Genomic DNA, 22,670 nt, shown 5'->3' with positions numbered 1-22,670 from the left:
AACAATGAATACGAAAACAGCCTAAACATTATTTAAAAAGATAACTATTCTATTACGAATGCAGTATATTAAAGAGATTATTCTTCTAATATTGAAGGCATTATTTTGAGTTCATAATTTCGACACTTTTTACTTGACGGTAACAAATCTTAGAGTTACTATGGTTACGCAATGTAACCAATATAATAAAAAGTATCTACATATAAATTTTAGTTTAGATTCTTTTCCATCTGAGGAGGAATAACATGGATTCGATGACTTTTGTCTTGTTCGGTGGGACAGGAGATCTGGCAAAAAGAAAAATCTATCCAGCTCTTTACAACCTGTTTATCGAACAGAAAATGCCCTCATCATTTTCTATCATTGGTTTAGGCAGAAGAGGAATGTCTCACAATGATTTTCAAGAAAGTGTAGAAGAGTCAATAAAGGAATTTTCTCGTGGTGAAACAACTAACTCTTTTAAAATGGTAGAGTTTATTGAGTCAATTCGATATGTTCAATTTGACGCAACAAATAAAGAAGATTATAAGAAATTATTAAAGTTTGTTGGGCAGCGAGAACAAGAATTAAATATTCCTGAAAATAGAATGTTCTATCTTTCAGTTGCTCCTGAATTTTTCGATATGATCGCACTCAATATTAAAGAGAGTGGTTTAGGTTCTACAAAAGGTTGGAAACGAATGATCATCGAAAAACCATTCGGACACGATTTAATTTCAGCTCGAGAACTAAACGAAAAATTAAGTAAAGCTTTTGAAGAAGAAGAAATTTATCGAATCGATCATTATCTTGGAAAACCGATGGTTCAAAACTTAGGATCTTTAGCATTTACAAATCCTATCCTTCAAGCTTTATGGAACAATAAATATATCGCTAATATTCAAATCACAGCAAGTGAAATTGTTGGGGTAGAAGAGCGAGCAGGCTACTATGATCATACTGGAGCAATTAAGGATATGTTCCAAAACCATATGCTTCAAATGTTAATGATGACTGCTATGCATCTGCCAAAAGAAATTAGTGCTAAAGAAGTTGCAAATGAAAAAACTAAAGTGATGGAAGCTCTTCGTCCGTTACAAATAGAAGATGTTGCAACGCATGTTATCAGAGGACAATATGGTCCAGGAGTCCTAAATGGTGAAAATGTTGTTGGCTATTTACATGAACCTGGGATTGAAGAAACTTCTAAAAATGACACCTTTATAGCTGCAAGATTATGGATTGATGATGATTTTTGGTATGGTGTTCCTTTTTACATACGAACTGGAAAAAGAATGAAAGAAAAATCTACTCGCATTGTAGTAGAATTTAAAAATCCGTTGAAAGAGCTTTATGGAGATCAAATTGAAGACACTTTACCTAATCTGTTAGTTATTGAAATCAATCCTAATGAAGGTATGTCTTATGTGTTAAATAGTAGAAATCCGGCTAACGGAAAAACTGAATCAATAAAAGTCGATTATGCGAATGATAATAAGGATGTACCTGAGGCATATGAACTTCTAATTCATGATGCATTGCGTGGTGATTCTACATTCTTTGCTCACTGGAAAGAAGTAGAATTGTCATGGGAGTATGTACAACCTATTTTAGATGCTTTTAAAGAACAATTATTACCACTTCATTCGTATCCTTCAGGTTCTTATGGACCAGAGGCTGCACACAGCTTGTTACGAGAAGATGGCTTTAAATGGTGGCTTGATGAAGAAACCATTGAAGAAGTTGTTGAAGTAAAAGAAAAAGAATTAGCTCTACAAGTTTAAAACAAAATCATTAAATATTAGGAGGAAAAACAAATGACTCATTCTATTGAAAATTTATCAGTAAATACTATTCGTACTTTATCTATTGATGCAATTAACCGTGCAAATTCAGGTCACCCAGGACTTCCAATGGGAGCAGCACCAATGGCTTATGCATTATGGGCAAATCATTTACAACACAATCCTGGAAATTCTAAATGGTTTAACCGTGACAGATTCGTACTTTCAGCAGGTCATGGTTCAAGTATGTTATACAGCTTACTTCACCTTGCTGGTTACAAAGTATCAATTGAAGACTTAAAAAACTTTAGAAAACTAAACAGCTTAACTCCAGGTCATCCTGAAGTTGGACATACAGACGGAGTAGAAGCAACAACTGGTCCTCTTGGACAAGGGATTGCTACATCAGTTGGTATGGCAATGGCAGAAGCTCATTTAGCTGCTAAATTTAATAAAGAAGGTCATTCTGTTGTTGATCACTTCACTTACACTTTAGTTGGTGACGGTGACTTGATGGAAGGTGTTGCTTATGAAGCAATGTCTATGGCTGGTCATATGAAACTTGGTAAATTAATTGCATTATATGATTCAAACGATATTTCATTAGATGGAGAATTAAACTTATCTTTCTCTGAGAACATCCAAAAAAGAGCTGAATCAGCAAATTGGCAATACCTTCGCGTAGAAGATGGTAACGATGTTGCTGCTATTACAAAAGCAATCGAAGAAGCAAAACAGAACCTTGATCAACCAACTTTAATCGAAGTTAGAACAATCATTGGATTTGGTAGCCCTAAAGTTGCTGGAACAAACAAAGCACACGGTGCACCACTTGGAGCAGAAGAAGCTAAAGCAACAAAAACTACTTATGAATGGCACTACGAAGAAGATTTCTTTGTACCAGAAGAAGTTAAAGCACACTTTGCAGAATTAAAACAAAATGGTGCTGCTAAAGAAAGCCAATGGAATGAAATGTTCAATGCTTATAAAGCTGCATACCCTGAATTAGCAGATGAGTTAACAAAAGCTATTTCTGGTGAAGTATTAATCGAAGCGAAAGATATTTTAACTTTCGATACAGAAAAAACTGTTTCTACTCGTGTAGCAAGTGAAAATGCAATCAATCATTTTGTGAAACAAGTTCCTGCTATCTTCGGTGGTAGTGCAGACTTATCTCACTCAACAATGACTGATATTAAAGGTGAAGCTGCATTCGCAGTAGAATCTTATGCTGGCAGAAACATTTACTTTGGTGTACGTGAACATGCAATGGGAGCTGCTGCTAATGGTTTAGCTCTTCATGGTGGAGTAAAACCTTTCGTAAGTACATTCTTTGTATTTAATGACTATTTACGTCCATCAATTCGTTTAGCATCACTTTCAAAATTACCTGTAACTTATGTATTCACACATGATTCAATTGCTGTTGGAGAAGACGGTCCAACTCATGAACCTGTTGAACATATTGCTGCTCTTCGTGCAATTCCTGGACTTACAGTAATTCGTCCATCTGATGCAAACGAAACTGCAAACGCTTGGGCTTATGCTTTACAACAAACTGAAGGTCCGGTTGCTTTAATTCTTAGCCGTCAAAACTTACCGATTTATGAAGAAACAAAAGGAAACATTGCAGACCTTTCAAAAGGTGCTTATGTGTTCACTCAAACAAATGAAAATCCAGATGCAATCTTAATCGCTACCGGTTCAGAAGTATCTTTAGCGATGGCTGCTAAATCAGAGCTTGAAAAAGAAAACGTATCTGTTCGTGTAGTTGCGATGCCAAGTTGGGAATTATTTGATAAACAATCAAATGAATACAAAGAAAGTGTTCTACCAGCTAATGTGACAAACCGTGTATCTCTTGAAATGGGTATTTCACTTGGATGGGAAAAATTTGTTGGACCAAAAGGTAAAGTTCTTTCAATCGATACTTTCGGAGCTTCAGGAACTGGCGCTGCAGTAATGGAGTTATTCGGATTCACAACTCAAAATGTTATTAAAATCACTAAAGACGTATTAAACGCTTAATCTATAGATAAGTAAGTATTTCTTAATTGATGATCTAGACTTAGCTAATGAATAAGGTGTTTCCTATTCATTAGCTAAAGATCTTTTATATATAGAAACAATAGTCTTGAGGAGGAAATTTTCATGCAAGTTGGATTAATCGGTTTAGGAAAAATGGGATTAAACTTAGGTCAAAACCTAATTGACAATAAGCACCAAGTAGTAGCATTTGATTTAAATACAAATGCTGTGAAAGAAATGGAACAATATGGTGCTAAAGGTACTTCAAGCTTAAAAGAGCTTGTTGAGTCATTAGAATCTCCAAGAGTACTTTGGATTATGGTTCCTCACGCTGTTGTTGATTCAGTTATCGGCGAAATTGCTCCTTTATTAGAAAAAGGTGACATCGTAGTTGAAGCTGGAAACTCTCATTACAAAGAATCTATCCGTAGATACAATGAGTTAAAAGAATTTGGCATCAGATTTATGGATGCTGGTACATCTGGAGGAATGGAAGGTGCACGTAATGGTGCATGCTATATGGTAGGCGGTGACGCTGACGCTTGGGAAATCGTTGAGCCTATTTTCCATGACACTTCAGTTGAAAATGGTTTCCTATACGCTGGTGAAATTGGTAGCGGACATTTCTTAAAAATGGTTCACAACGGTATTGAGTATGCAATGATGGCTGCAATCGGTGAAGGATTCGAAGTATTAGAAAAAAGCGAATTCAACTACGACTATGAAAAAGTAGCGAAAGTTTGGAATCACGGTTCTGTTATTCGTTCATGGTTAATGGAATTAACTCAAAATGCATTCTCAAAAGACGCTAAACTTGATGAAATCAAAGGTATCATGCATTCATCTGGTGAAGGAAAATGGACTGTTGAAACTGCTTTAGATCTACAAACAGCTACTCCAGTTATCGCAATGTCATTATTAATGCGTTACCGTTCATTAGAGAACGATACTTTCAATGGTAAAGTTGTCGCAGCTCTTCGTAACGAGTTCGGTGGTCACGCTGTAGAAAAGAAATAAAACAAATACAAATACAAAATCGATAATACATCAATGGAGGTAATTTTTCATGAAATTTTTTATTGATACTGCAAATTTAGAAGATATTAAAAAAGCTTATAAAATCGGAGTTTTATCTGGTGTTACAACGAACCCATCTTTAGTTGCTAAAGAAGGCGTAAAATTCGAAGACCGTATTGCTGAAATTTGCCAAGCAGTACCTGAAGTTGAGTCAGTTTCTGCAGAAGTATCTCCTGATGCTGTAACTGCTGAAGAAATGATCGCTGAAGCAGAAGAATTAATCAAAATCAACGGTGGAGACGATAAAGTTACAATTAAACTTCCTATGACTTTAGCTGGTCTAGAAACTTGTCGTTACCTTACTAAAAAAGGTGTAAAAACAAACGTAACACTTATTTTCACTGTTAACCAAGCTCTATTAGCTGCTCGCGCAGGTGCAACATACGTTTCTCCATTCTTAGGTCGTTTAGATGACATTTCTGAAGATGGCGTATTATTAGTAGAAAAAATTGCAGAATTATTCTTAATCCACAACTTAGATGCACAAATTATTGCAGCTTCTGTTCGTCACCCTGACCACGTAACTCGCGTTGCTATGGCTGGTGCTCACATTGCTACAATTCCATTCAGTGTTATTGAGCAACTTTCAAAACACCCATTAACTGATCAAGGAATTGAAAAATTCGCTGCAGACTGGGCAAAAGCTCCTAAAAACTAATTGAATTAAATTAGAGTGTTTACACTCTTAAAAAGAGCGTTAGACTCCTGAATGTAGGATGTCTAACGCTCTTTTTTGATTAGGCTGTTTTCGTATACATTGTTGCTATTTTAGTATGTGTAAGTTGATTTCCACTCCAGGATGCTCGCTTTCCTAGGGGCGTGAGCTGAGCCTCCTCGTCGCATACGCTCCTGTGGGGTCTCAGCCTTCCCGCATCTCCCACAGGAGTCGAGCACCCTTCCGTTCCAATCAACTTCTGACTTTTAAATGACAAATCCTAAAAGAGCTTTTGATTATAAAACTACATTAAACGTTTCAATTTAGTATGTACTGTATTGTAATTGTATTGAATGCTTAAAAACAGAATCCCACTATTTACTTCGAGTGGGATTCATTTTTAGGGACTTAATCTTTTATCCAGCTTTCTGCCCACTGGCTAATTGGTCCAAGTATTCTTCCAAGTTCTGTCCCTTTTTTTGTTAATAAATATTCAGTTCGAACTGGACGTTCAGGGATAACATGACGCACAACTATTCCATGGTCTTCAAGTTCTTTCATTCTCTCTGTGAGCATACGTTTACTTAAATCTGAAATGGTAGCATGAATTTCACTAAAACGTTTAGGTCCGCTCATTAGGACATAAATAATTAAACCTGTCCATCTTTTGCCAATCAGTTCGAAACTATTTATTACTTTAGGACCTAAATTTGGCTGATCATCCATTTGTTCAAAACTCCTTTATACAAAACGGTACGAACTATTTCATATGTATTTTATAAATGCTTTAAATTAAATAACAAAAATAATTTCCTCTTTTAAGTAAATTAAATACTATGAATAAACATGGAATTTAATAGAGAAAAAAACTAAAAAATACTGGGGAATCATATCTGATCATATTTATATAAGAGTGGTTAAATATTAATTAATTTTTAAATTAGATACATTTTCGATAAACAAAAAGTAACTTATATATTAATTGTAACTTTGAATTTCTCATTTGTTATATCAAATATTACAAAGCCTATAAACTAATAATACACCAATATTTCTCTATATGGAAATAAAATGTATGCGCTTTAAAGATGATAAATTAGCCAAAAAATTCTTTTCTAATATTTTTTAAAGGTATAAGGGGGAAATAAGGGAGGTACATTCTAAAATTAAATAAAAAAAGTTACATAAAGTAACAAAGTAAGTATGTCTTAAAGTAGAAATATCTATTGAAGTTTAAAGATACTTCTAAATGTACACATATAAAATAAATGAAGGATATTGTATTCGCATGGAGAAAGTAAATAGTTTGGAATGCAATAGATAATCGTACAGGTACAATGAATAAATTCCGTTTTCTTTAATTTTCAGTCGGGAGGTAATGGATATGAGAAAGGTTGAAGTGACAAAGTATAACGAGGAATGGATTTCGTTATTTAAAGAAGAAGTACATAAATTAAGTAAGGTCTTTGGTGATGAACTAATTGATGTTCATCACATTGGTAGTACTTCAATAAAAGGAATGAAAGCAAAACCAATTATTGATATTTTACCTGTTGTGAAAGACATTAAGAGAATTGATGGGTATGATAACGCCATGGTATCGATTGGATATGAACCAAAAGGAGAAAATGGGATTCCTAAACGAAGATATTTTCAAAAAGGCGGCGATCAAAGAACCCATCACGTACATATTTATGAGCAGGGGAATTCTGAAATTGAAAGACATCTTGCATTTCGTGACTATTTGAGAACGCATCCAGAAGATGTAATTAAATATGGGAATATAAAAGAAAAACTGTCTAAACAGTTTCCTTATGATATTGAATCGTACATTGAGGGAAAAGAAAAAATAGTCATAAAGATTGAGCGAAAAGCATTAGCTTGGTACCGAAGTTGAATAAATTAATAAGCTCAATTTTTTTAAACTTACCCTGTAGAGGGTAAGTTAGCACCCTCTATAGAATAAACAATTACTAAATTGAAATCTCTCCATTGATTTCCATAGCAAACCGTTCCACAAATTTATTATGAAAATCAGCTTTATTGTCGAAAATTTCCTTTGAAAGATCAAAGTTTAATGAGTCTCTTGTTTTTTTATAATAATCTTTAAACCATGTACTATTCCATGTCTCCAATGCCTCAAACACATTTTCCTCGTGGTGAGCACTGTAAAAAAACTTTAACCAAATTTCTCCGCTACCAAAGTGGTCAAGAACATCAGCATCTTGAACGATTTTTAGGTAATATGGAAGGTTATCATTTCCTCTTTGATTATGTAGTCTAACGATTTCGGAAATCATTTGAATTTCTTCGATAGAACAGTAATCTTTTAAAATCTCTTTCACTAATATTGAGCCACTTTCATTATGGGGTTCAATCCCTTTTGTAACATCATGAAATAAGGAACCAACGTAAATAATGTCATCGAATGAATCATCTGAAGGGTGGATGCTCTTTCGTAAATTAATTGCCAATTTAGCAACTCTTTGACAGTGGTAAAATATATAACCTTTTTCCCTTTCAAGATGTGCTTTTCTTTTAGCCATTTTTTTAAAAGCAATTTTTGTGATTTTTTCAATATCCATCCAAAATCTCCTCTCTATGACGGAAATTATTTTTTATTTTCTGACTATTTAGTAAAATGATATCAGAGTTTAAGAATGTTATCTAGAAACTTGAAGTATTAAGGTGAAGAGTTACCTTAGAATTTAGAAAGGGAGTGTATCATGAGGTATTTAAATCTTAAATTGAATTATAGTAAATTCATGATGACACACCTATCTCCATATTCCTCAGACTTAAATATGCTGACCTACTTGAACAATCATCATATTAGGGCATATGAATTGAATAAAAATCAGTATTTGTAACAGGAAATAGGGAATAGTTAGTTAAAAAAAATAAGATGAGACCGTTATGCTGAACACATAACGGTCTTTTTTGTGGTTCGAACTAATATTGCGGAAGTATAACGGGGAATGGCCCATATAATGTGGAAAACGGCCCATATAAACCGGAAAATGGACCATAAATAACCGAAAATGGCCCATAAAAAGTCAGAAATGGACCATATATAAAGAAAAATGGACCATAAATAACAGAGTTGGCCGAATAAAAGTGAAAAGTGGTCGAATTAATGCTGAGAATGGCCGAATAAAAGAAAAAATGGCTGAATTAATACGAAAAATGGTTGAATAAATGAAAAAACGGCTGAATTAATACGAAAAACGGTTGAATTAACCCAGAAAACGGTCGAATTACGACAAACGTGAATTGTAAAAATTTAGCTTTTCCATTTTAAAATGAATGTTTAAATCTATATCACAAATAATAAGAAATGATTATTGTGCTTTAGATGAGATTACATACGGCATTCCTTTTTATCTGATTAAGCCCTGTATTTAGATGCGTTTTATATAAAAGGGAACAGTGAAGAATTCTAAAAATGGAGGGAAGTACAATGGATTCAATGACGTTTGTCTTATTTGGAGCGACGGGGGATTTAGCAAAACGAAAAATTTTCCCGGCTTTATATAATTTGTACTTAGATCACAAATTACCGGAATCATTTTCTGTCATTGCGTTAGGTCGAAAACCATATTCAAATGACGAATTTCAAACGCATGTTGAAGAAGCATTAAAAACTTTTTCAAGACGTTTTATAGATGATCATGTTCAAGTAGCTGATTTTATCAAAACGATTCGCTATCATATTTTAGATGCAACTAATGTTGAAGGATATCAAGGTTTACTTGAACTGGTTCAACAAAGAGAAAAGGAATTCAATCTTCCTGAAAATCGTCTATTTTATTTATCAGTAGGACCAGAATTTTTTGATGTGATTACGTTAAATATTAAAGAAAGTGGCTTAGCGAATACGAAAGGTTGGAAGCGTCTAATTATTGAAAAGCCATTTGGTCATGATTTACAATCGGCACAAGATTTAAATGAAAAATTAAGTAAAGCTTTTGATGAGAATGAAGTGTATCGAATTGATCATTATCTCGGAAAGCCAATGGTTCAAAATATAGAAGCATTAGAGTTTGCCAATCCTATTCTACAAACATTATGGAACAATGAATACATTGCCAATGTACAAATTACAGCTAGTGAAACTGTAGGGGTAGAAGAAAGAGCAAGATACTATGACACTTCTGGTGCTATTCGAGATATGGTTCAAAATCATATGCTGCAAATGCTAATGGTGACTGCGATGCACTTACCAAAACGAATCAGTGCAAAGGACATTCGTTATGAGAAAAGAAAAATTATGGAATCTCTTCGACTTTTAGAAAAAGGTGAAGTAGGTTTACAAGTAATCCGTGGTCAATATGCTGCAGGTGAAATTAAAGGGGAAGCAGTGATTGGCTATAAAGAAGAGCCGGGTATTGAAGAAACTTCAACGAATGATACATTTGTTGCTGCTCGTTTATGGATTGATGATAGTTTTTGGAGTGGCGTACCATTTTATATCCGTACTGGAAAAAGAATGAAAGAAAAGTCTACACGAATCATTATTGAATTTAAAAATCCGTTAAAGGATTTATTTTTAAATCAAAATCACAATGAAGAAACTGCTCCGAATTTATTTATTATTGAGATTGGCCCAAATACCGGGGTTTCCTTGCAATTAAATAGTAAGAACCTGGTAAATGAAGGGAAAGTTGAGCCTGTACGTGTAGAATTTTCAGCTGACCAAAAGGAAGTACCAGAAGCATACGAGCTGTTAATTTTCGATGCTTTACGAGGTGATTCTACTTACTTTGCTCATTGGAGAGAAGTTGAACTATCTTGGAGATGGGTACAACCTCTTTTAGAGGCATTTGAGGAGAATAGTATCCCTCTTCATTCCTATCCTTCAGGTTCAATGGGACCAGATGCTTCACATCAATTATTAGAGGAGGATGGATTTGTTTGGTGGGATTGAATCAGTTCAGGGCTTACAAACAATAAACTTTATAGGAGGAAATGAACATGAAAATAGGATTAATCGGTTTAGGAAAAATGGGATTAAACTTAGGTCAAAACTTAATCGATCACAAGCATGAAGTTGTGGCCTTCGATTTGAACACGAATGCCGTTGAAGAAATGAAACAATTTGGTGCACAAGGTGTCTCAAGTTTAAAGGAACTTGTACAAACATTAGAGACACCAAGAATTCTTTGGATAATGGTTCCACATGGTGTTGTTGATTCTGTTATAAATGAGGTTAAGCCATTATTAACAAATGGAGATATCGTGATTGAAGCTGGAAACTCTCACTATAAAGAATCTCTACGTCGCTATAATGATTTAAAAACAGCCGGAGTACATTTTATGGATGCTGGAACATCAGGTGGAATGGAAGGAGCTCGCCACGGTGCATGTTACATGGTTGGTGGAGATGCTGAAGCCTGGAGCATTGTTGAACCTATTTTCCGAGATACAGCAGTTGAAAATGGCTATTTATATGCTGGCGGAGCAGGTAGTGGTCACTTCTTAAAGATGGTTCATAATGGAATTGAGTATGGAATGATGGCTGCCATTGGAGAAGGATTCGAAGTATTAGAGAAAAGTGAATTTGACTATGATTACGAAAAAGTAGCAAAAGTATGGAATAATGGTTCAGTTATTCGTTCATGGCTAATGGATTTAACAGAACGAGCATTTTCGAAGGACGCAAAACTGGATGAAATTAAAGGAATCATGCATTCTTCAGGTGAAGGAAAATGGACAGTTGAAACAGCATTAGACTTACAAACAGCTACTCCTGTTATCGCGCTGTCACTGTTAATGCGCTATCGTTCGTTAGAAAATGATACATTTACAGGTAAAGTAGTAGCAGCATTACGTAATGAATTTGGTGGACATGCTGTTGAAAAGAAATAAATAAAAAGCCCTGTTTAATTAGAACAGGGCTTTTTATTCTTTGAATAACTTTTGAAATAAGAATTGGTTGTTAAAAAAACTAGATTAAAATAATATGAAATACACCTTTTGATGTTATAATAAAAACGAAACCAAAAGGTGTTATAATTTTATTTCTTTAGGAGGCAACAAAAGTGGATAAACAGGGTCAAGAAATGTTTTTAAATTTTATTTTACAAAGAGTTCAAGAGGGCAAGGAGAACGAAGCAAAAGAAATTCTTATTGAAAACTTCAAGAAGCAAAATGAAGGCACTTTTTCACAAGATGATATTCAAGAGTTCGTCCCTAAGATGATTAGCTTAATAAAACCAGATAAATTAGATGAAATAATAGCAGTTGTGAAACAATTTTCTGGAAGTTTCGGCATTAAATAAGTTATAGGAGAACCGAGATTGTGTTGTTTAACACGATTGGTTCTCTTTTTTTTTCTTCATGATGTTTGTACACTCGGCCTATCCATTGTTTCATATCATTCTTTCTAAAAAGTTCACATTTAGTATGAAATTTAAATTCATTATACAAGTAAAATTAGTATGCAACAGCTAAACGAGTCTTCTTCACATTTATTCAGTAAATGTAATTATTAGTAAATTACTTCACAATATAAGATAATAGGATTGTACTTTTTAACACGTAGTTTGTTAAGTCATTGTCTATGTTAGTGTTAAGGGGTATAAGAGGATTACTGATGTGAAACATTATTACTATATAATAAATAGTTGAGATCATTTCGCTAAGAAAGTATATCTAAGCAGCCAGATTAGGGGGAGAATATGATGAAAAAATATAGAGGATTTTTAATTGACTTAGACGGAACTGTCTATCGTGGTACTGAAATAATTGAAGAAGCCGTTACTTTTGTAAAGGAATTAGAAAGAAGAAATTTACCATATTTATTTGTAACGAATAATTCTACAAAACATCCAGCGAAAGTAGCTGAGACGTTAGTTGAAATGGGTGTTCCTGCAACTGCTGATCACGTTTTTACAACAAGTATGGCTACAGCAAATTTTATTTATGATGAGAAAGCCGATGCTAAAGTTTATGTGATTGGTGAAGAGGGAATTCGTCATTCCTTAAATGAAAAAGGATTCGAAATCGTAGAGCAAAATGCGGACTACGTTGTAATCGGTTTAGACAGATCCATTACATATGAAAAGCTTGTAGGTGCAACATTAAATGTTCATAACGGAGCAAGATTCATTGCGACAAACGGTGATGCAGCGCTCGTTACGGAAAGAGGATTTCTTCCTGGAAACGGCTCTCTTGTTTCAGTCGTGACTGTCGCTACGGGTGTTCAACCAGTCTTTATCGGAAAACCAGAGTCAATTATTATGGAACAAGCAATAGAAGTATTAGGAACATCTAAAGAAGAAACACTGATGATTGGTGACAACTATCACACTGATATTTTAGCTGGAATCAATGCTGGTATTGATTCATTACTAGTTCATACTGGTGTTACAATGAAAGAACATTTAAAAGACATAGAAGTCCAACCAACGTATGCACTCTCTTCACTAGCAGAGTGGGTTTTTGACGAGGAGTAAAAAGTAGAAGTACTTGGATAAAAAAGAAAGTGTGTCCTGAAATATTTTTGGACATGCTTTTTTTGTGTGTGGATAGTAATTTATCAGTACAAATACGCTCTAAAGTTTGCAACCAGAATAGATTTCGTGGACATAGTAATAATACAAAGATTGTAAAACTGCCGATTTTACGAATCTTTCTTTTCGTTTTAATTAAATTTTAAAAAAATAGTGATATTTTATTTTTAAGTGAAGCTTAGTCTTCTTTTAACAGGAGGAAGATATGAAAATATTAGTTGTAGAAGATGAAATAGGAATTTTAGAAGGAATTGTCAGCATTTTAAAAGAGGAACAGTATGATGTTGATACTGCCCAAAATGGTTATGATGGAGTAGAATTAGCTAATCAAAATATATATGATGCAATCATTTTAGATATTATGCTGCCTGAAGTTGATGGTTTTACGATTCTAAAAACAGTAAGAGAAAATGGGATAAAAACACCGATTATTCTTTTGACTGCTAAAGATCGAGTAGAGGATCGGGTAAAAGGGTTAGATTTAGGGGCGGAAGATTATTTGATAAAACCTTTTGCGTCACCAGAATTATTGGCAAGAATTCGTGTCCTGATTCGTGGGAAGGGAGAAAGAAACGAGAATGTTCTTTCATACGGACCAATCAAAGTAAATGAAAGTGACCATGACGGCTATATTAATGAGGACAAATTAAATTTAACATTGAAAGAATATTTGTTATTAGAATTTTTTATTCGTAATAATGAACAAATCTTATTAAGAGATCAAATATTTAATCGAATATGGGGATTTAGTTCAGAATCTGGATTAAATGTTGTAGATGTATATGTTCATCATCTTCGAAAAAAATTGGCAAATTACGAATGTGATTATTTTATTAAAACAATTCGTGGAATAGGCTTCATGCTAAAAGGAGATGAGCAGGATGTTTCGAAAAACTAAAATCAGACTCGTTTCCTTATATACGCTTGTCTTCTTTTTTATATTAACTTTTTTAGGAGTATTCTTATATTTCTATATGTACCGTATTACATATAAAAATATTGATGATAGGCTTTCTACAGAGGCTGTTGAACATAAGCAAGGTGTTGAATCTACTTTAGAAAACAAGCGAGAATCAGAAAGAAAAATCATTTATTTATTTTGGGACAAAAATGGAAACTTCATAAGTAGTTATCCTCAAAAGGAATTCTATAAAAAAGAAATTGCGTTTCTGTCTCCTAAAGAACAGGATGTAAGACTACGTACACAAGCTATTCAGACCCATACTTATCGAATTTTAACGGTAAAATCAAATGAAGTAACGATCGGTAAGACACATAACACGAGAGTTAAGACAATTGAATTAGTTTATAATATTGATCCTGAAGTAGCTATGTTAAATAATTTACTTGTCATCATTTGCGTTGGTATTGGAGTTAGCTTAATTTTGTCTTATTTAGTTGGTCTTTTTTTAGCAAGTAGGGTACTTGTTTCCATTCAGAGATCATGGGAAAAACAGTCTCAATTCGCCGCTGATGCTTCACATGAGCTTCGAACGCCTTTATCAGTCATTCGAACCCACTTAGAACTGCTATTCAGGCATCCTTCAAATACGATTGAACAAGAAAGTTTATCGATTTACAAAAGTTTGTCTGAAGTTGACCGAATGACAAAACTAGTAGAAGATTTGCTTACGTTAGCTAGAACAGATTCAAATGATCAATTAATTAATCCATCTACATTTTTCTTAGATGAACTTCTTACTCTTATTGTCCAACAATTTGAACCCATTGCAGAAACAAAAGACATTTTGTTATCAGGAAAAATTGAAGGCAACATAATGTACTTTGGTGATAAAGAACGTCTTCATCAACTATTTGTCATCCTTTTAGACAATGCTCTAAAATTTACACCATTAGAAGGGAAAGTCACTCTTTTTTGTCGTAAAGAAGGGAATTCTATAAAGTTATCAATTGAGGATACAGGGGTTGGAATTCCATCAAAAGATTTACCAAGAGTTTTTGACCGCTTTTATAGAAGTGATAAAAATAGAGAAAGAAAAACTGGAGGAACAGGACTCGGATTATCCATTGCGAAGTGGATTGTAGAAGTACACGAAGGAACAATTAAAATAGAAAGTAAGGAAAATGAAGGAACGAAAGTATTAATAAAACTTCCGATTAAGGATCACTTTTAATGAACCCACCGTTTGAATGGTGGGTTTTATTTATATCTCAATTAAAATAAAATCCATTTTAAAAAAAATTTAAAAGTAAGCTGGTTTAATATAGTTAAGACATTTTATATGTAAAAAAAAAGCGAAATCCTACTAGGAGGAATTTAAATGGCAAAGATGAACAAAAAAATGATTACGTTATGTTCAGCAGCAGTAGGAGCTGTGTACATGTCAGGATATTTTGTTACTCAATCAAGTGCATCAACTATAGATCAAACGGCAGCTCAAGTTCCAACTGGGCCAAATGATAATCAAAGTCAAATAAAAATAGATCCACAGTCAAAAGGATCAAACGTGGCATCGAAAGACAGTGGTGATCAAGGAAAAATCACTATTCAACAATCGAATAAAAGTCAACATCATGTGGTTATTCACAAGAGTCATCATTCATCTCAAGTCAAACAACATACTTCAAGTATTTATAAAGATGGAACCTACTATGGTGTAGGGATGAACCGAATTGGATCTGTTCAAGTAGCTGTAACTATCAAAAATGATCGTATTACAAATGTTGAAATTGTAAACTGTCATACACGTTATTCAGAATCGTATATTATCCATTTGCCAAGTCAGGTAATTGCACGTCAAAGTGCAAATGTAGATGTTGTATCTGGTGCAACAAAAAGTACAGAAGATTTCCAAAATGCAGTAGAGCAAGCCCTTCAAAAAGCAAGAAACTAATCAGCGGATTTTAAGAAAAGGGGGTATTAAAATGTTAACTGAGAACAAAAAAGTAAGTTACACGAAATCCAGCCTTTTCATGGATACGGTTGTTAGTCTTAAAGTAATTACAACAAAATCATCTAATGAAGTAAATAATTGTATGAATATGGCTTTTCAGGCATTCCGAACAGTAGAGGATGTTTGTAGTCGATTCAAGAAAGTGAAGTTATGCAACTATTGAATCATGCTAGGGTACCTGTTGTAGTAAGTGACATTTTATTTGAAACAATACGATTTGCATATGAAGTTGCAAAATTGACAAAAGGTGTATTTGATCCCACTGTTGGATTCACGCTTGAATCTTACGGATTTAATCGTCATTACTTAACAAGAAACAAGATTGAGTCAAACCTAGATCTTACTACTCCTGTTTCCTATAAAGACATTGTTTTAAACAATGAATATAAAACTGTTCTATTAAAAAAGCCTTTAATTATCGATCTTGGTGCTGTAGCAAAAGGATTTGCAATTGATTTGGCTGCGAAAGCATTAAGTCAGTTTGAGGGATATTTAGTAGATGCAGGTGAAGATATTTACGCAGGGGGATTGAATGAAGATGATGAATTGTGGAATATCGGGATTCGCAATCCTCTAAATACAGATCATATAATTCACACATTAAAGGTTTCGAATATGGCTGTGTGTACGTCTGGAAATTATGAAAGAGTAAGTCCGAAAGATGAAAATAAGCAACATTTGATCAATCCTTATACAGGAAAAACAGCAAAAGATTCTATTAGTAGTACTGTTTTAGCTCCATTTGCTATGATGGCAGATGCTTTTTCCACGGTAGCATTTATCCTTGGGAAGGAAGATGGAATAAAGTTGCTTGAAGATCATGGCATAAATGGAATTATCATTACACCGTCCCTTTCATCCTATACGACCAAGGAAATGGAGGATTATCACTATGATGAAAACAAATAAAAGAGGTGGCTCGACCTTTCAAATGGAAAATAATATTTTATCAACACCTAAAGGTAGCGTTACTGTTGGAGAAAGTGAGATTCGAAGCAATCGTCATCAAACGAAACAAAAAGGAATTAAGCTGAAGAAGCCTAAAAGCATTCTCATTGCAATCCTATTGATTATTATGGGAATTACTGCAATTGGTTCAGGTGGGAAAGAAGGAATATTAAACACCAGCGTTGCTGTGTTAGCAGCGGTAATCGTTGATTTAATTTTAGCGGTTATTCTAAAGCATAAAATAAAAGTTCCTGACGGAGCAATTCTGACAGGATTAATTATTGGACTAGTTTTAAGTTCGTCTATTCCGTTTTACCAAACAGCTATAACAGCAACTGTTGCTATATTATCAAAGCATTTCTTGAAAATTAAAAAGAAGCCTATTTTTAATCCTGCTGCTTTTGGGTTATATTTCGCAATTTTAATTTTTTCAAGCGGTCAAAGTTGGTGGGGAGGATTTTCACTACTACCATCTTGGTGTATTGTCTTACTTTTAATAAGTGGTTATCTAATCACTGAAAAGGTTAATAAATTCCCTCAAGTATTTGCATTTTTAGGGACCTATTTTTTAATCTATCTAATTTTAGCTCTTACACCGTATAACAATACCGTTGATGCGTTAGACGCTCTTCGAAATCCGTACATTAACTCAGTATTATTTTTAGCATTTTTTATGCTTACAGATCCACCTACTTCTCCTGCAAAGTATAAGGACCAAGTATGGTTTGGAATCATTGTAGCGGTTGTTAGTATAATTGACTTCGCTCTTTTCCAAGGATTAGCTTATTTACTAGTTGGCCTACTTTTCGGAAATGCATGGAAAGCATGGCAAAGTAATTGGAAAGCAAAAGGGAGTAGGAATTAGGAAAATAGTTTTTGAGTATATTGCCAGTAAAGTAAATTTAGGACACCGTTCGAAGATGAACGGTGTTTTTTGTGGTTTTTCTGTTTTCCTAAATCCTATTTTCTTCCAACTATAATTCGTACAGGAGGGAACATATTGAAATATGGACCTTCTATATGTACCTCTGAAACGCCTGCTTTTTGAAATACTTTATAGTATAGGGTAGTAGATTTTATATCTTGAATGACAAAACGTCCATTTGGCTTCAATACTCTTACAATTTCTCTAATTGCTTTAATTCTTTCTCTTTCTGTAGGAATATTGTGTAAAGCCATACTGGAAAAAACAACATCAAAAGAAGTAGCTAAAAATGGCAATTGTCTAGCATCGCCTTCAACAAATTCTACTTTATTAAACACATTTTCAATTTTAGCGTTTTCTTCTGCTGCATCCTTTGTATTCCCTGTAAGATCTTCACTTTCCCATATATCTAACCCAATTGCTTTTCCACTTGTTAACTGTTTTGCTGCCTCGATTAAAATTAAGCCTCGACCACAACCGATATCTAATATTTGCTCATCCCCATTTAACTGTCCAAGGGAAACCACAATTTTTCGTTGTTTTAATTTTGATATTTTACTTGTGTAAAGCATCAGAACTGATTTTAAAAGTAATATAATTCCACTTATCCCTAAAAAAATTGCAAACATTCCAAATGAAAATTGCATGTAGATAATTAAGGATAAAAAAATGATAACAATGCTAGCAAAAACAAGATTTTTTATGATATATAAGGCATCTATTCCATAATTTACTTTTTTCATGATATGCCTCCTAATTTATTTAAATGTTGAATCGAAATTTCAATTTCTACTAGTGAATAGTCTTATTCTTACACGAGATATCCTTCTAAATACAAATTTTGATTTTATTTCCTAATTATTTATAGGATGGCTCTGTTAACCTACATTGTTGATATTGACTAATGGACAGTTGAATAAGAAAAGGACTATTTAACTGTTACATTGAATAAATAAAAGAGAATTATACATTTTTTGTAATAAAAAATGATATTTGCTCTAATTAGAAAATCTATATTTTGTTTAAATATAAGTGGGAGGGATCGTTTGAAAAAGCAATTTGTAATTTATTTCTTTTTGGGAGCTGGTTTGTTACTTTTTTTATTATTATTTATCCATTCAGAAAAGGAAAAAAGGGCTTATGAAAGCTATCTTTCTGTTGTCTTAGTTAATAAAATCGTTGGTATTTCACAATCTGCATTATATAACCTGGGAATTCTTCAAGATGTAATAAAAACTGGAAAGTTAACTAAAGTGCAAGCAGGAGAACTTGAGAATGGTTTTAACGATATAGCAATGGATACACAGGATTTAAGAGGAATGGGTGAAGAGACTGATTTATTAAGAGATTATGATGGTAATGATGTAATTCAGATAAATTCAAACTATTCCTTTTTTTTATATAGAATAAGCATAGATCACGATGAAATAAAATTAACAGAAGAACAAATTGAGAACTTAAAGAAGATGGAAAAATTGATGCAAGAATATCATAAAGTTGTTAAAGACACATTCGAAATTACAGGAAAAGTTGGAGAAAAAGGTGTTTCATCTGAATTCTGGGAATTGTATCGTGAAAAAGGAATAACTGACGATTACTGGATTAAATTGCTCAAAGGTTATGCCAGGGTTACTGATAGAAGTTATAGTGTGATATTACAGTAACAATATATTAAAAATTATTAAACTAACACATGCATATAGTTAAGAACATGAAGGTCTGCCTATGCAGATCTTTTTATTATGCTAAAGGGCAGGATCGGTGAATAAGAAAAGGGATATTCAATTAAGTATTGAATATTGATTTTGTATGCAAGAAAACAAAACAATATAAATTAACAAAGTCTAAAATTAAACAGACTGTCCCAATTTATATAGTAGGTATGTCATTTTATTGTAAGGGGGATCTGATGAGAAGATCAAATATGCATTTATTAATGTTTATAATATTGCTTTTACTATTAGTAGGTTGTCGCTCTATACCTATAGGTGGTCATGCAATCATAGATTGGGTTGATTTTATTAAATGGGATGGAAAAATGTACTATGGTATACATTCGGGAGTAGTATCTGATGGAAATTTCATTGGAAAGAAACTAGGAAAAGTAAAGTTTCAAGTAGCAGATAACGTCACTAATTCACGCTACAAAATAAAAGATGGAGATGCTGCGTTCCACGAGAAGGGGACAGAAATTTATAGGATCAAAGGAAATCCTGATCTACTAGCAGTAAAGGATACTCGTTCAATAAACGGTTATCGAATTTATTACGAAAGAGATAAATATGAATATCAATGGAATTTTAAGAATGTACCTATTGAAAAAGTGAATGCGATTGAAATCTATCAAGGCTATGTACCAAATACGAAAAAGATTACAAGGATTAATGACAAAGAAAAAGTGAATCGTTTCCTCAAAATCTTGAAGAACAGTGAAGAAAAACCCGACTTCCAACCCGATACAACAAAAGGTGACCCTACTGATTATGAAATGGTTTTATATACAGACGAACCAATTGCTTATAAGTATAACATGCAGTTTGACGGGACAACTTATTTCTGGTATCCGTGGGAACCATCTATTTTGTCGGAAGAAATTGGAGCATTTATTCCAAACTAATATTCCTTATCTAACTAGAGGCATGCGTAATTTGTAATCATCAAGGACTGTTAAAACAGTCTTTTTATAATGCAAAACGGACAATATAGTCATAATGAACGAAACGGCTCCGTTTTGCTTATCGTAGGTTGCACTTGGCAATAATGGGAGTGATAAAAAACCTACCCAAACCAAATGTAGAGCTACAAACAAAAGGAACCGTGTATTATGAAGTATAGTCAAAAATTTGTTGGTTTAAACGTTTCAAAAATAACCATTTTGGATATGGTAATTCAGTAAGGAAATTTTTATTAGAAGTAAAGACATTAAAAAGGATGAATCCGATCGAATACCGGATCCATCCTTTATTTGCTTGATTTTTTCAGGGATATTTTATTAAACTGTCCATTTTATATATACTTTCTACGATACTCTTTCCCAAACTGTTCTAGCAGAATTAGTTGGCGAAACACTTTCTACTTTCACAATGAAAGGATTGATTTATATTATTGATCAAACAGATTTTGAACAAAGAATTAGAAAAGCTCCACACGCCCTATCTTTTACTATATTAAAATGATAATATATACACCTAGTTATATTAAATTCATCTTTTTATTTCCTTTCATAAAAAGGCTTTGAAAAGATGTAGACATAAAAAAATTATTATTGTTCGAAGGGGATATAGTTATGGCAAACATTGGTTTTCGTGTGTATGAAAATGTTAATCGACCAGAGAAAGAGTTGATTGAAGGGTTTAAAGGGATTCAAACAGCAAATATTGGAGATTGTATGAACCGAATGGGCGCAATTAACGGCTCAATTCGTCAAATGAATGAGAAAAACATACTTGGACCTGCTTATACAGTGAAAGTACCAAGCGGAGATAATTTAATGATCTTCCTAGCTGTTGAAAAAGCGCAGCCAGGTGATGTCCTTGTGATTGATGGAGAAGGTTGTATGGACCGTGCACTAGTCGGGGAAATTTTAGCGAAATTCGCCGAATCAAAAAAATTAGGTGGGTTCTTAGTTGATGGGTGCATTAGGGATTCTGAAATATTAACGGAAATGGATCTTCCTATATTCGCAAAAGGAACGAACCCAAATGGTCCATACCGAAATGGTCCAGGTGAAATCAACGTCCCTGTTAGTATTGGCGGGAAAGTTATTCATCCTGGTGATATCATCATTGGAGATGGTGATGGTGTAATCGTTGTGAAACAAGAAGAAGCGAAAGAATTACAAAGAAAAGCACATGAAATCGAACAAAAAGAAGTAGCTATCTTTGAAAATATAGCGAATGGAAAAGGGCTTGACCTAACTTGGATGTATGAGAAACTAAAACAAGAAAAATGTGAGTTCATCAAATAATAAACGTCCAAAAAAAGACTCGATAAGAGTCTTTTTTATTTTAAATTTTTCATTTCGTCTTTTACCACCTTATAAGAAGTAACCCCAAAACTATCTTTTCAATCTCGAACTATGTAGTAAATAAAAAAAAGAAGAGGTACTATGTCCTCGTATTGAACAAAGTATCATCTTCTAATTGTAGTATATTTAACAGTACGTGTTCTAATTTACAAATAAATTAATCCTTATTTTGAACCAACAGTGAATCGTTCGTTTAAGTGTTTTGGATTTTCAATTTCATCTACTAAAGCAATTGCATAGTCCGGGTAGCTAATATAGCTTTTACCTTCTGAATTAGCAAGTAAATGGTCTTTACCAGTTTGATAAGCTCCAGTTCTTGAACCTTGTGGGTCAAAAAATGCAGAAGGGCTGATATAAGTCCAGTTTACTGAAGTAGAATTTTGCAGTTCTTTTAAATTTTCACCCATGTTTTTTGCTGTTGCAAAGTATAACTCTGGGAATTCTGGTGTATCGAATAATTGTACTACTTTTGCTTCGTCAACATAAAGACTACCTGCGCCGCCAACAACAATTAAACGAGTTTTTAATCCACTTAGAATGTCGATTAATTTCTTTCCTGCATCAACATGAAGATGTTCTTGTCCGTGAGGAGCATTAAATGCGTTTACAACAACGTCAAATGATTTTACATCTTCTGCAGTTAGATTAAAAACGTCTTTTTCTAATACAGCTACTTGATCATTTGTAATTTTAGAAGCATCTCTTACAATTGCAGTAACTTCCTGACCTCTTTCAACAGCTTCCTTTAAAATTAAACTTCCTGCTTTTCCGCTTGCACCAATAATTGCGATTTTCATTTTCTATTCCTCCAATTAATT

Annotated in this window: 22 protein-coding genes; 18 read left to right on the top strand and 4 right to left on the bottom strand. The window is 33.5% G+C overall.

Annotated features, from left to right (window positions below; genetic code table 11):
* Positions 1-245: 245 nt before the first annotated feature.
* From zwf (J5Y03_RS11015) to fsa, 4 genes are all read left to right on the top strand, one after another.
* On the top strand, positions 246-1,763 hold the full coding sequence (gene zwf, locus J5Y03_RS11015; RefSeq protein ID WP_209405532.1) for a glucose-6-phosphate dehydrogenase: 1,518 nt from the start codon (positions 246-248) through the stop codon (positions 1,761-1,763).
* Between the two features lie 33 nt (positions 1,764-1,796).
* Positions 1,797-3,791 (top strand): transketolase, encoded by a 1,995-nt coding sequence (gene tkt / locus J5Y03_RS11010; protein ID WP_209405530.1) that lies wholly within the window; start codon positions 1,797-1,799, stop codon positions 3,789-3,791.
* Positions 3,792-3,914: 123 nt separating this feature from the next.
* Complete coding sequence (gene gnd / locus J5Y03_RS11005; RefSeq protein ID WP_209405528.1) at positions 3,915-4,808, top strand: phosphogluconate dehydrogenase (NAD(+)-dependent, decarboxylating); 894 nt, start codon at positions 3,915-3,917, stop codon at positions 4,806-4,808.
* Positions 4,809-4,857: 49 nt separating this feature from the next.
* Positions 4,858-5,526 (top strand): fructose-6-phosphate aldolase, encoded by a 669-nt coding sequence (gene fsa / locus J5Y03_RS11000; protein ID WP_209405526.1) that lies wholly within the window; start codon positions 4,858-4,860, stop codon positions 5,524-5,526.
* A gap of 405 nt (positions 5,527-5,931) precedes the next feature.
* On the opposite strand, the gene J5Y03_RS10995 is transcribed toward fsa, so the two are convergent.
* Complete coding sequence (locus J5Y03_RS10995) at positions 5,932-6,249, bottom strand: winged helix-turn-helix transcriptional regulator (RefSeq protein WP_209405524.1); 318 nt, start codon at positions 6,247-6,249, stop codon at positions 5,932-5,934.
* 658 nt (positions 6,250-6,907) lie between these two features.
* On the opposite strand from J5Y03_RS10995, the gene J5Y03_RS10990 reads away from it, so the two are divergent.
* A complete protein-coding gene (locus J5Y03_RS10990) occupies positions 6,908-7,420 on the top strand; it encodes a GrpB family protein (RefSeq protein WP_209405523.1) in 513 nt (170 codons plus the stop codon).
* Positions 7,421-7,496: 76 nt separating this feature from the next.
* Here J5Y03_RS10990 and J5Y03_RS10985 read toward each other — a convergent pair whose 3' ends face one another.
* On the bottom strand, positions 7,497-8,108 hold the full coding sequence (locus tag J5Y03_RS10985) for an HD domain-containing protein (RefSeq protein WP_209405522.1): 612 nt from the start codon (positions 8,106-8,108) through the stop codon (positions 7,497-7,499).
* An 875-nt stretch (positions 8,109-8,983) separates the two neighbouring features.
* Between J5Y03_RS10985 and zwf (J5Y03_RS10980) the strand changes: the two genes are divergently transcribed.
* The 10 genes from zwf (J5Y03_RS10980) (at position 8,984) to J5Y03_RS10940 (ending at position 17,765) form a co-directional block, all read left to right on the top strand.
* Positions 8,984-10,450, top strand: a complete 1,467-nt coding sequence (gene zwf, locus J5Y03_RS10980; RefSeq protein ID WP_209405521.1) for a glucose-6-phosphate dehydrogenase — start codon at positions 8,984-8,986, stop codon at positions 10,448-10,450.
* 47 nt (positions 10,451-10,497) lie between these two features.
* Positions 10,498-11,391 (top strand): phosphogluconate dehydrogenase (NAD(+)-dependent, decarboxylating), encoded by an 894-nt coding sequence (gene gnd, locus J5Y03_RS10975; protein ID WP_209405520.1) that lies wholly within the window; start codon positions 10,498-10,500, stop codon positions 11,389-11,391.
* Between the two features lie 173 nt (positions 11,392-11,564).
* A complete protein-coding gene (locus J5Y03_RS10970) occupies positions 11,565-11,804 on the top strand; it encodes a hypothetical protein (RefSeq protein ID WP_209405519.1) in 240 nt (79 codons plus the stop codon).
* Between the two features lie 402 nt (positions 11,805-12,206).
* Complete coding sequence (locus tag J5Y03_RS10965; RefSeq protein ID WP_209405518.1) at positions 12,207-12,980, top strand: TIGR01457 family HAD-type hydrolase; 774 nt, start codon at positions 12,207-12,209, stop codon at positions 12,978-12,980.
* A 262-nt stretch (positions 12,981-13,242) separates the two neighbouring features.
* Positions 13,243-13,935, top strand: coding sequence for a response regulator transcription factor (locus tag J5Y03_RS10960; RefSeq protein ID WP_209405517.1), 693 nt, complete (start codon positions 13,243-13,245; stop codon positions 13,933-13,935).
* A complete protein-coding gene (locus J5Y03_RS10955) occupies positions 13,919-15,172 on the top strand; it encodes a sensor histidine kinase (protein ID WP_209405516.1) in 1,254 nt (417 codons plus the stop codon). Before J5Y03_RS10960 ends, J5Y03_RS10955 begins: the two co-directional genes overlap by 17 nt.
* Positions 15,173-15,319: 147 nt before the next feature.
* On the top strand, positions 15,320-15,892 hold the full coding sequence (locus J5Y03_RS10950) for an FMN-binding protein (RefSeq protein WP_209405513.1): 573 nt from the start codon (positions 15,320-15,322) through the stop codon (positions 15,890-15,892).
* 31 nt (positions 15,893-15,923) lie between these two features.
* Positions 15,924-16,115 (top strand): hypothetical protein, encoded by a 192-nt coding sequence (locus tag J5Y03_RS19835; protein ID WP_245208859.1) that lies wholly within the window; start codon positions 15,924-15,926, stop codon positions 16,113-16,115.
* Positions 16,103-16,861, top strand: a complete 759-nt coding sequence (locus J5Y03_RS10945; protein ID WP_245208858.1) for an FAD:protein FMN transferase — start codon at positions 16,103-16,105, stop codon at positions 16,859-16,861. Before J5Y03_RS19835 ends, J5Y03_RS10945 begins: the two co-directional genes overlap by 13 nt.
* Positions 16,845-17,765, top strand: coding sequence for an RnfABCDGE type electron transport complex subunit D (locus J5Y03_RS10940; protein ID WP_245208857.1), 921 nt, complete (start codon positions 16,845-16,847; stop codon positions 17,763-17,765). Before J5Y03_RS10945 ends, J5Y03_RS10940 begins: the two co-directional genes overlap by 17 nt.
* A gap of 95 nt (positions 17,766-17,860) precedes the next feature.
* On the opposite strand, the gene J5Y03_RS10935 is transcribed toward J5Y03_RS10940, so the two are convergent.
* Positions 17,861-18,568, bottom strand: coding sequence for a class I SAM-dependent methyltransferase (locus J5Y03_RS10935; RefSeq protein ID WP_209405511.1), 708 nt, complete (start codon positions 18,566-18,568; stop codon positions 17,861-17,863).
* A gap of 303 nt (positions 18,569-18,871) precedes the next feature.
* Between J5Y03_RS10935 and J5Y03_RS10930 the strand changes: the two genes are divergently transcribed.
* The 3 genes from J5Y03_RS10930 to J5Y03_RS10920 all read left to right on the top strand — a co-directional run bounded on the left by J5Y03_RS10930 (position 18,872) and on the right by J5Y03_RS10920 (position 21,792).
* Positions 18,872-19,489 carry a hypothetical protein gene (locus J5Y03_RS10930; RefSeq protein ID WP_209405509.1) on the top strand — a complete coding sequence of 206 codons (618 nt, stop codon included), beginning with the start codon at positions 18,872-18,874 and terminating at the stop codon, positions 19,487-19,489.
* Between the two features lie 245 nt (positions 19,490-19,734).
* Positions 19,735-20,442 carry a hypothetical protein gene (locus tag J5Y03_RS10925; RefSeq protein ID WP_209405506.1) on the top strand — a complete coding sequence of 236 codons (708 nt, stop codon included), beginning with the start codon at positions 19,735-19,737 and terminating at the stop codon, positions 20,440-20,442.
* Between the two features lie 669 nt (positions 20,443-21,111).
* A complete protein-coding gene (locus J5Y03_RS10920; protein ID WP_209405504.1) occupies positions 21,112-21,792 on the top strand; it encodes an RraA family protein in 681 nt (226 codons plus the stop codon).
* 224 nt (positions 21,793-22,016) lie between these two features.
* Here the strand turns inward: J5Y03_RS10920 and J5Y03_RS10915 are convergent, their stop codons facing one another.
* Complete coding sequence (locus J5Y03_RS10915; protein WP_209405502.1) at positions 22,017-22,649, bottom strand: NAD(P)-dependent oxidoreductase; 633 nt, start codon at positions 22,647-22,649, stop codon at positions 22,017-22,019.
* Positions 22,650-22,670: the final 21 nt, after the last annotated feature.

The organism is Gottfriedia endophytica (genome assembly GCF_017814275.1).
Taxonomy (GTDB): Bacteria; Bacillota; Bacilli; order Bacillales; family Bacillaceae_G; genus Gottfriedia; species Gottfriedia endophytica.
Note: the sequence above shows the minus strand (reverse complement) of the source record. Positions and strands in the feature narration are given on the sequence as shown.

Coding starts and splice junctions, on each gene's coding strand:
- fsa (WP_209405526.1), top strand. CDS start 4,858: ATGAAATTTTTTATTGATACTGCAAATTTAGAAGATATTAAAAAAGCT.
- J5Y03_RS10925 (WP_209405506.1), top strand. CDS start 19,735: ATGAGAAGATCAAATATGCATTTATTAATGTTTATAATATTGCTTTTA.
- J5Y03_RS10920 (WP_209405504.1), top strand. CDS start 21,112: ATGGCAAACATTGGTTTTCGTGTGTATGAAAATGTTAATCGACCAGAG.
- J5Y03_RS10990 (WP_209405523.1), top strand. CDS start 6,908: ATGAGAAAGGTTGAAGTGACAAAGTATAACGAGGAATGGATTTCGTTA.
- gnd (WP_209405528.1), top strand. CDS start 3,915: ATGCAAGTTGGATTAATCGGTTTAGGAAAAATGGGATTAAACTTAGGT.
- J5Y03_RS10965 (WP_209405518.1), top strand. CDS start 12,207: ATGAAAAAATATAGAGGATTTTTAATTGACTTAGACGGAACTGTCTAT.
- J5Y03_RS10950 (WP_209405513.1), top strand. CDS start 15,320: ATGGCAAAGATGAACAAAAAAATGATTACGTTATGTTCAGCAGCAGTA.
- J5Y03_RS10945 (WP_245208858.1), top strand. CDS start 16,103: ATGCAACTATTGAATCATGCTAGGGTACCTGTTGTAGTAAGTGACATT.
- J5Y03_RS10985 (WP_209405522.1), bottom strand. CDS start 8,108: ATGGATATTGAAAAAATCACAAAAATTGCTTTTAAAAAAATGGCTAAA.
- zwf (WP_209405532.1), top strand. CDS start 246: ATGGATTCGATGACTTTTGTCTTGTTCGGTGGGACAGGAGATCTGGCA.
- J5Y03_RS10960 (WP_209405517.1), top strand. CDS start 13,243: ATGAAAATATTAGTTGTAGAAGATGAAATAGGAATTTTAGAAGGAATT.
- J5Y03_RS10935 (WP_209405511.1), bottom strand. CDS start 18,568: ATGAAAAAAGTAAATTATGGAATAGATGCCTTATATATCATAAAAAAT.
- J5Y03_RS10955 (WP_209405516.1), top strand. CDS start 13,919: ATGTTTCGAAAAACTAAAATCAGACTCGTTTCCTTATATACGCTTGTC.
- J5Y03_RS10995 (WP_209405524.1), bottom strand. CDS start 6,249: ATGGATGATCAGCCAAATTTAGGTCCTAAAGTAATAAATAGTTTCGAA.
- J5Y03_RS10915 (WP_209405502.1), bottom strand. CDS start 22,649: ATGAAAATCGCAATTATTGGTGCAAGCGGAAAAGCAGGAAGTTTAATT.
- J5Y03_RS19835 (WP_245208859.1), top strand. CDS start 15,924: ATGTTAACTGAGAACAAAAAAGTAAGTTACACGAAATCCAGCCTTTTC.
- zwf (WP_209405521.1), top strand. CDS start 8,984: ATGGATTCAATGACGTTTGTCTTATTTGGAGCGACGGGGGATTTAGCA.
- gnd (WP_209405520.1), top strand. CDS start 10,498: ATGAAAATAGGATTAATCGGTTTAGGAAAAATGGGATTAAACTTAGGT.
- J5Y03_RS10940 (WP_245208857.1), top strand. CDS start 16,845: ATGATGAAAACAAATAAAAGAGGTGGCTCGACCTTTCAAATGGAAAAT.
- tkt (WP_209405530.1), top strand. CDS start 1,797: ATGACTCATTCTATTGAAAATTTATCAGTAAATACTATTCGTACTTTA.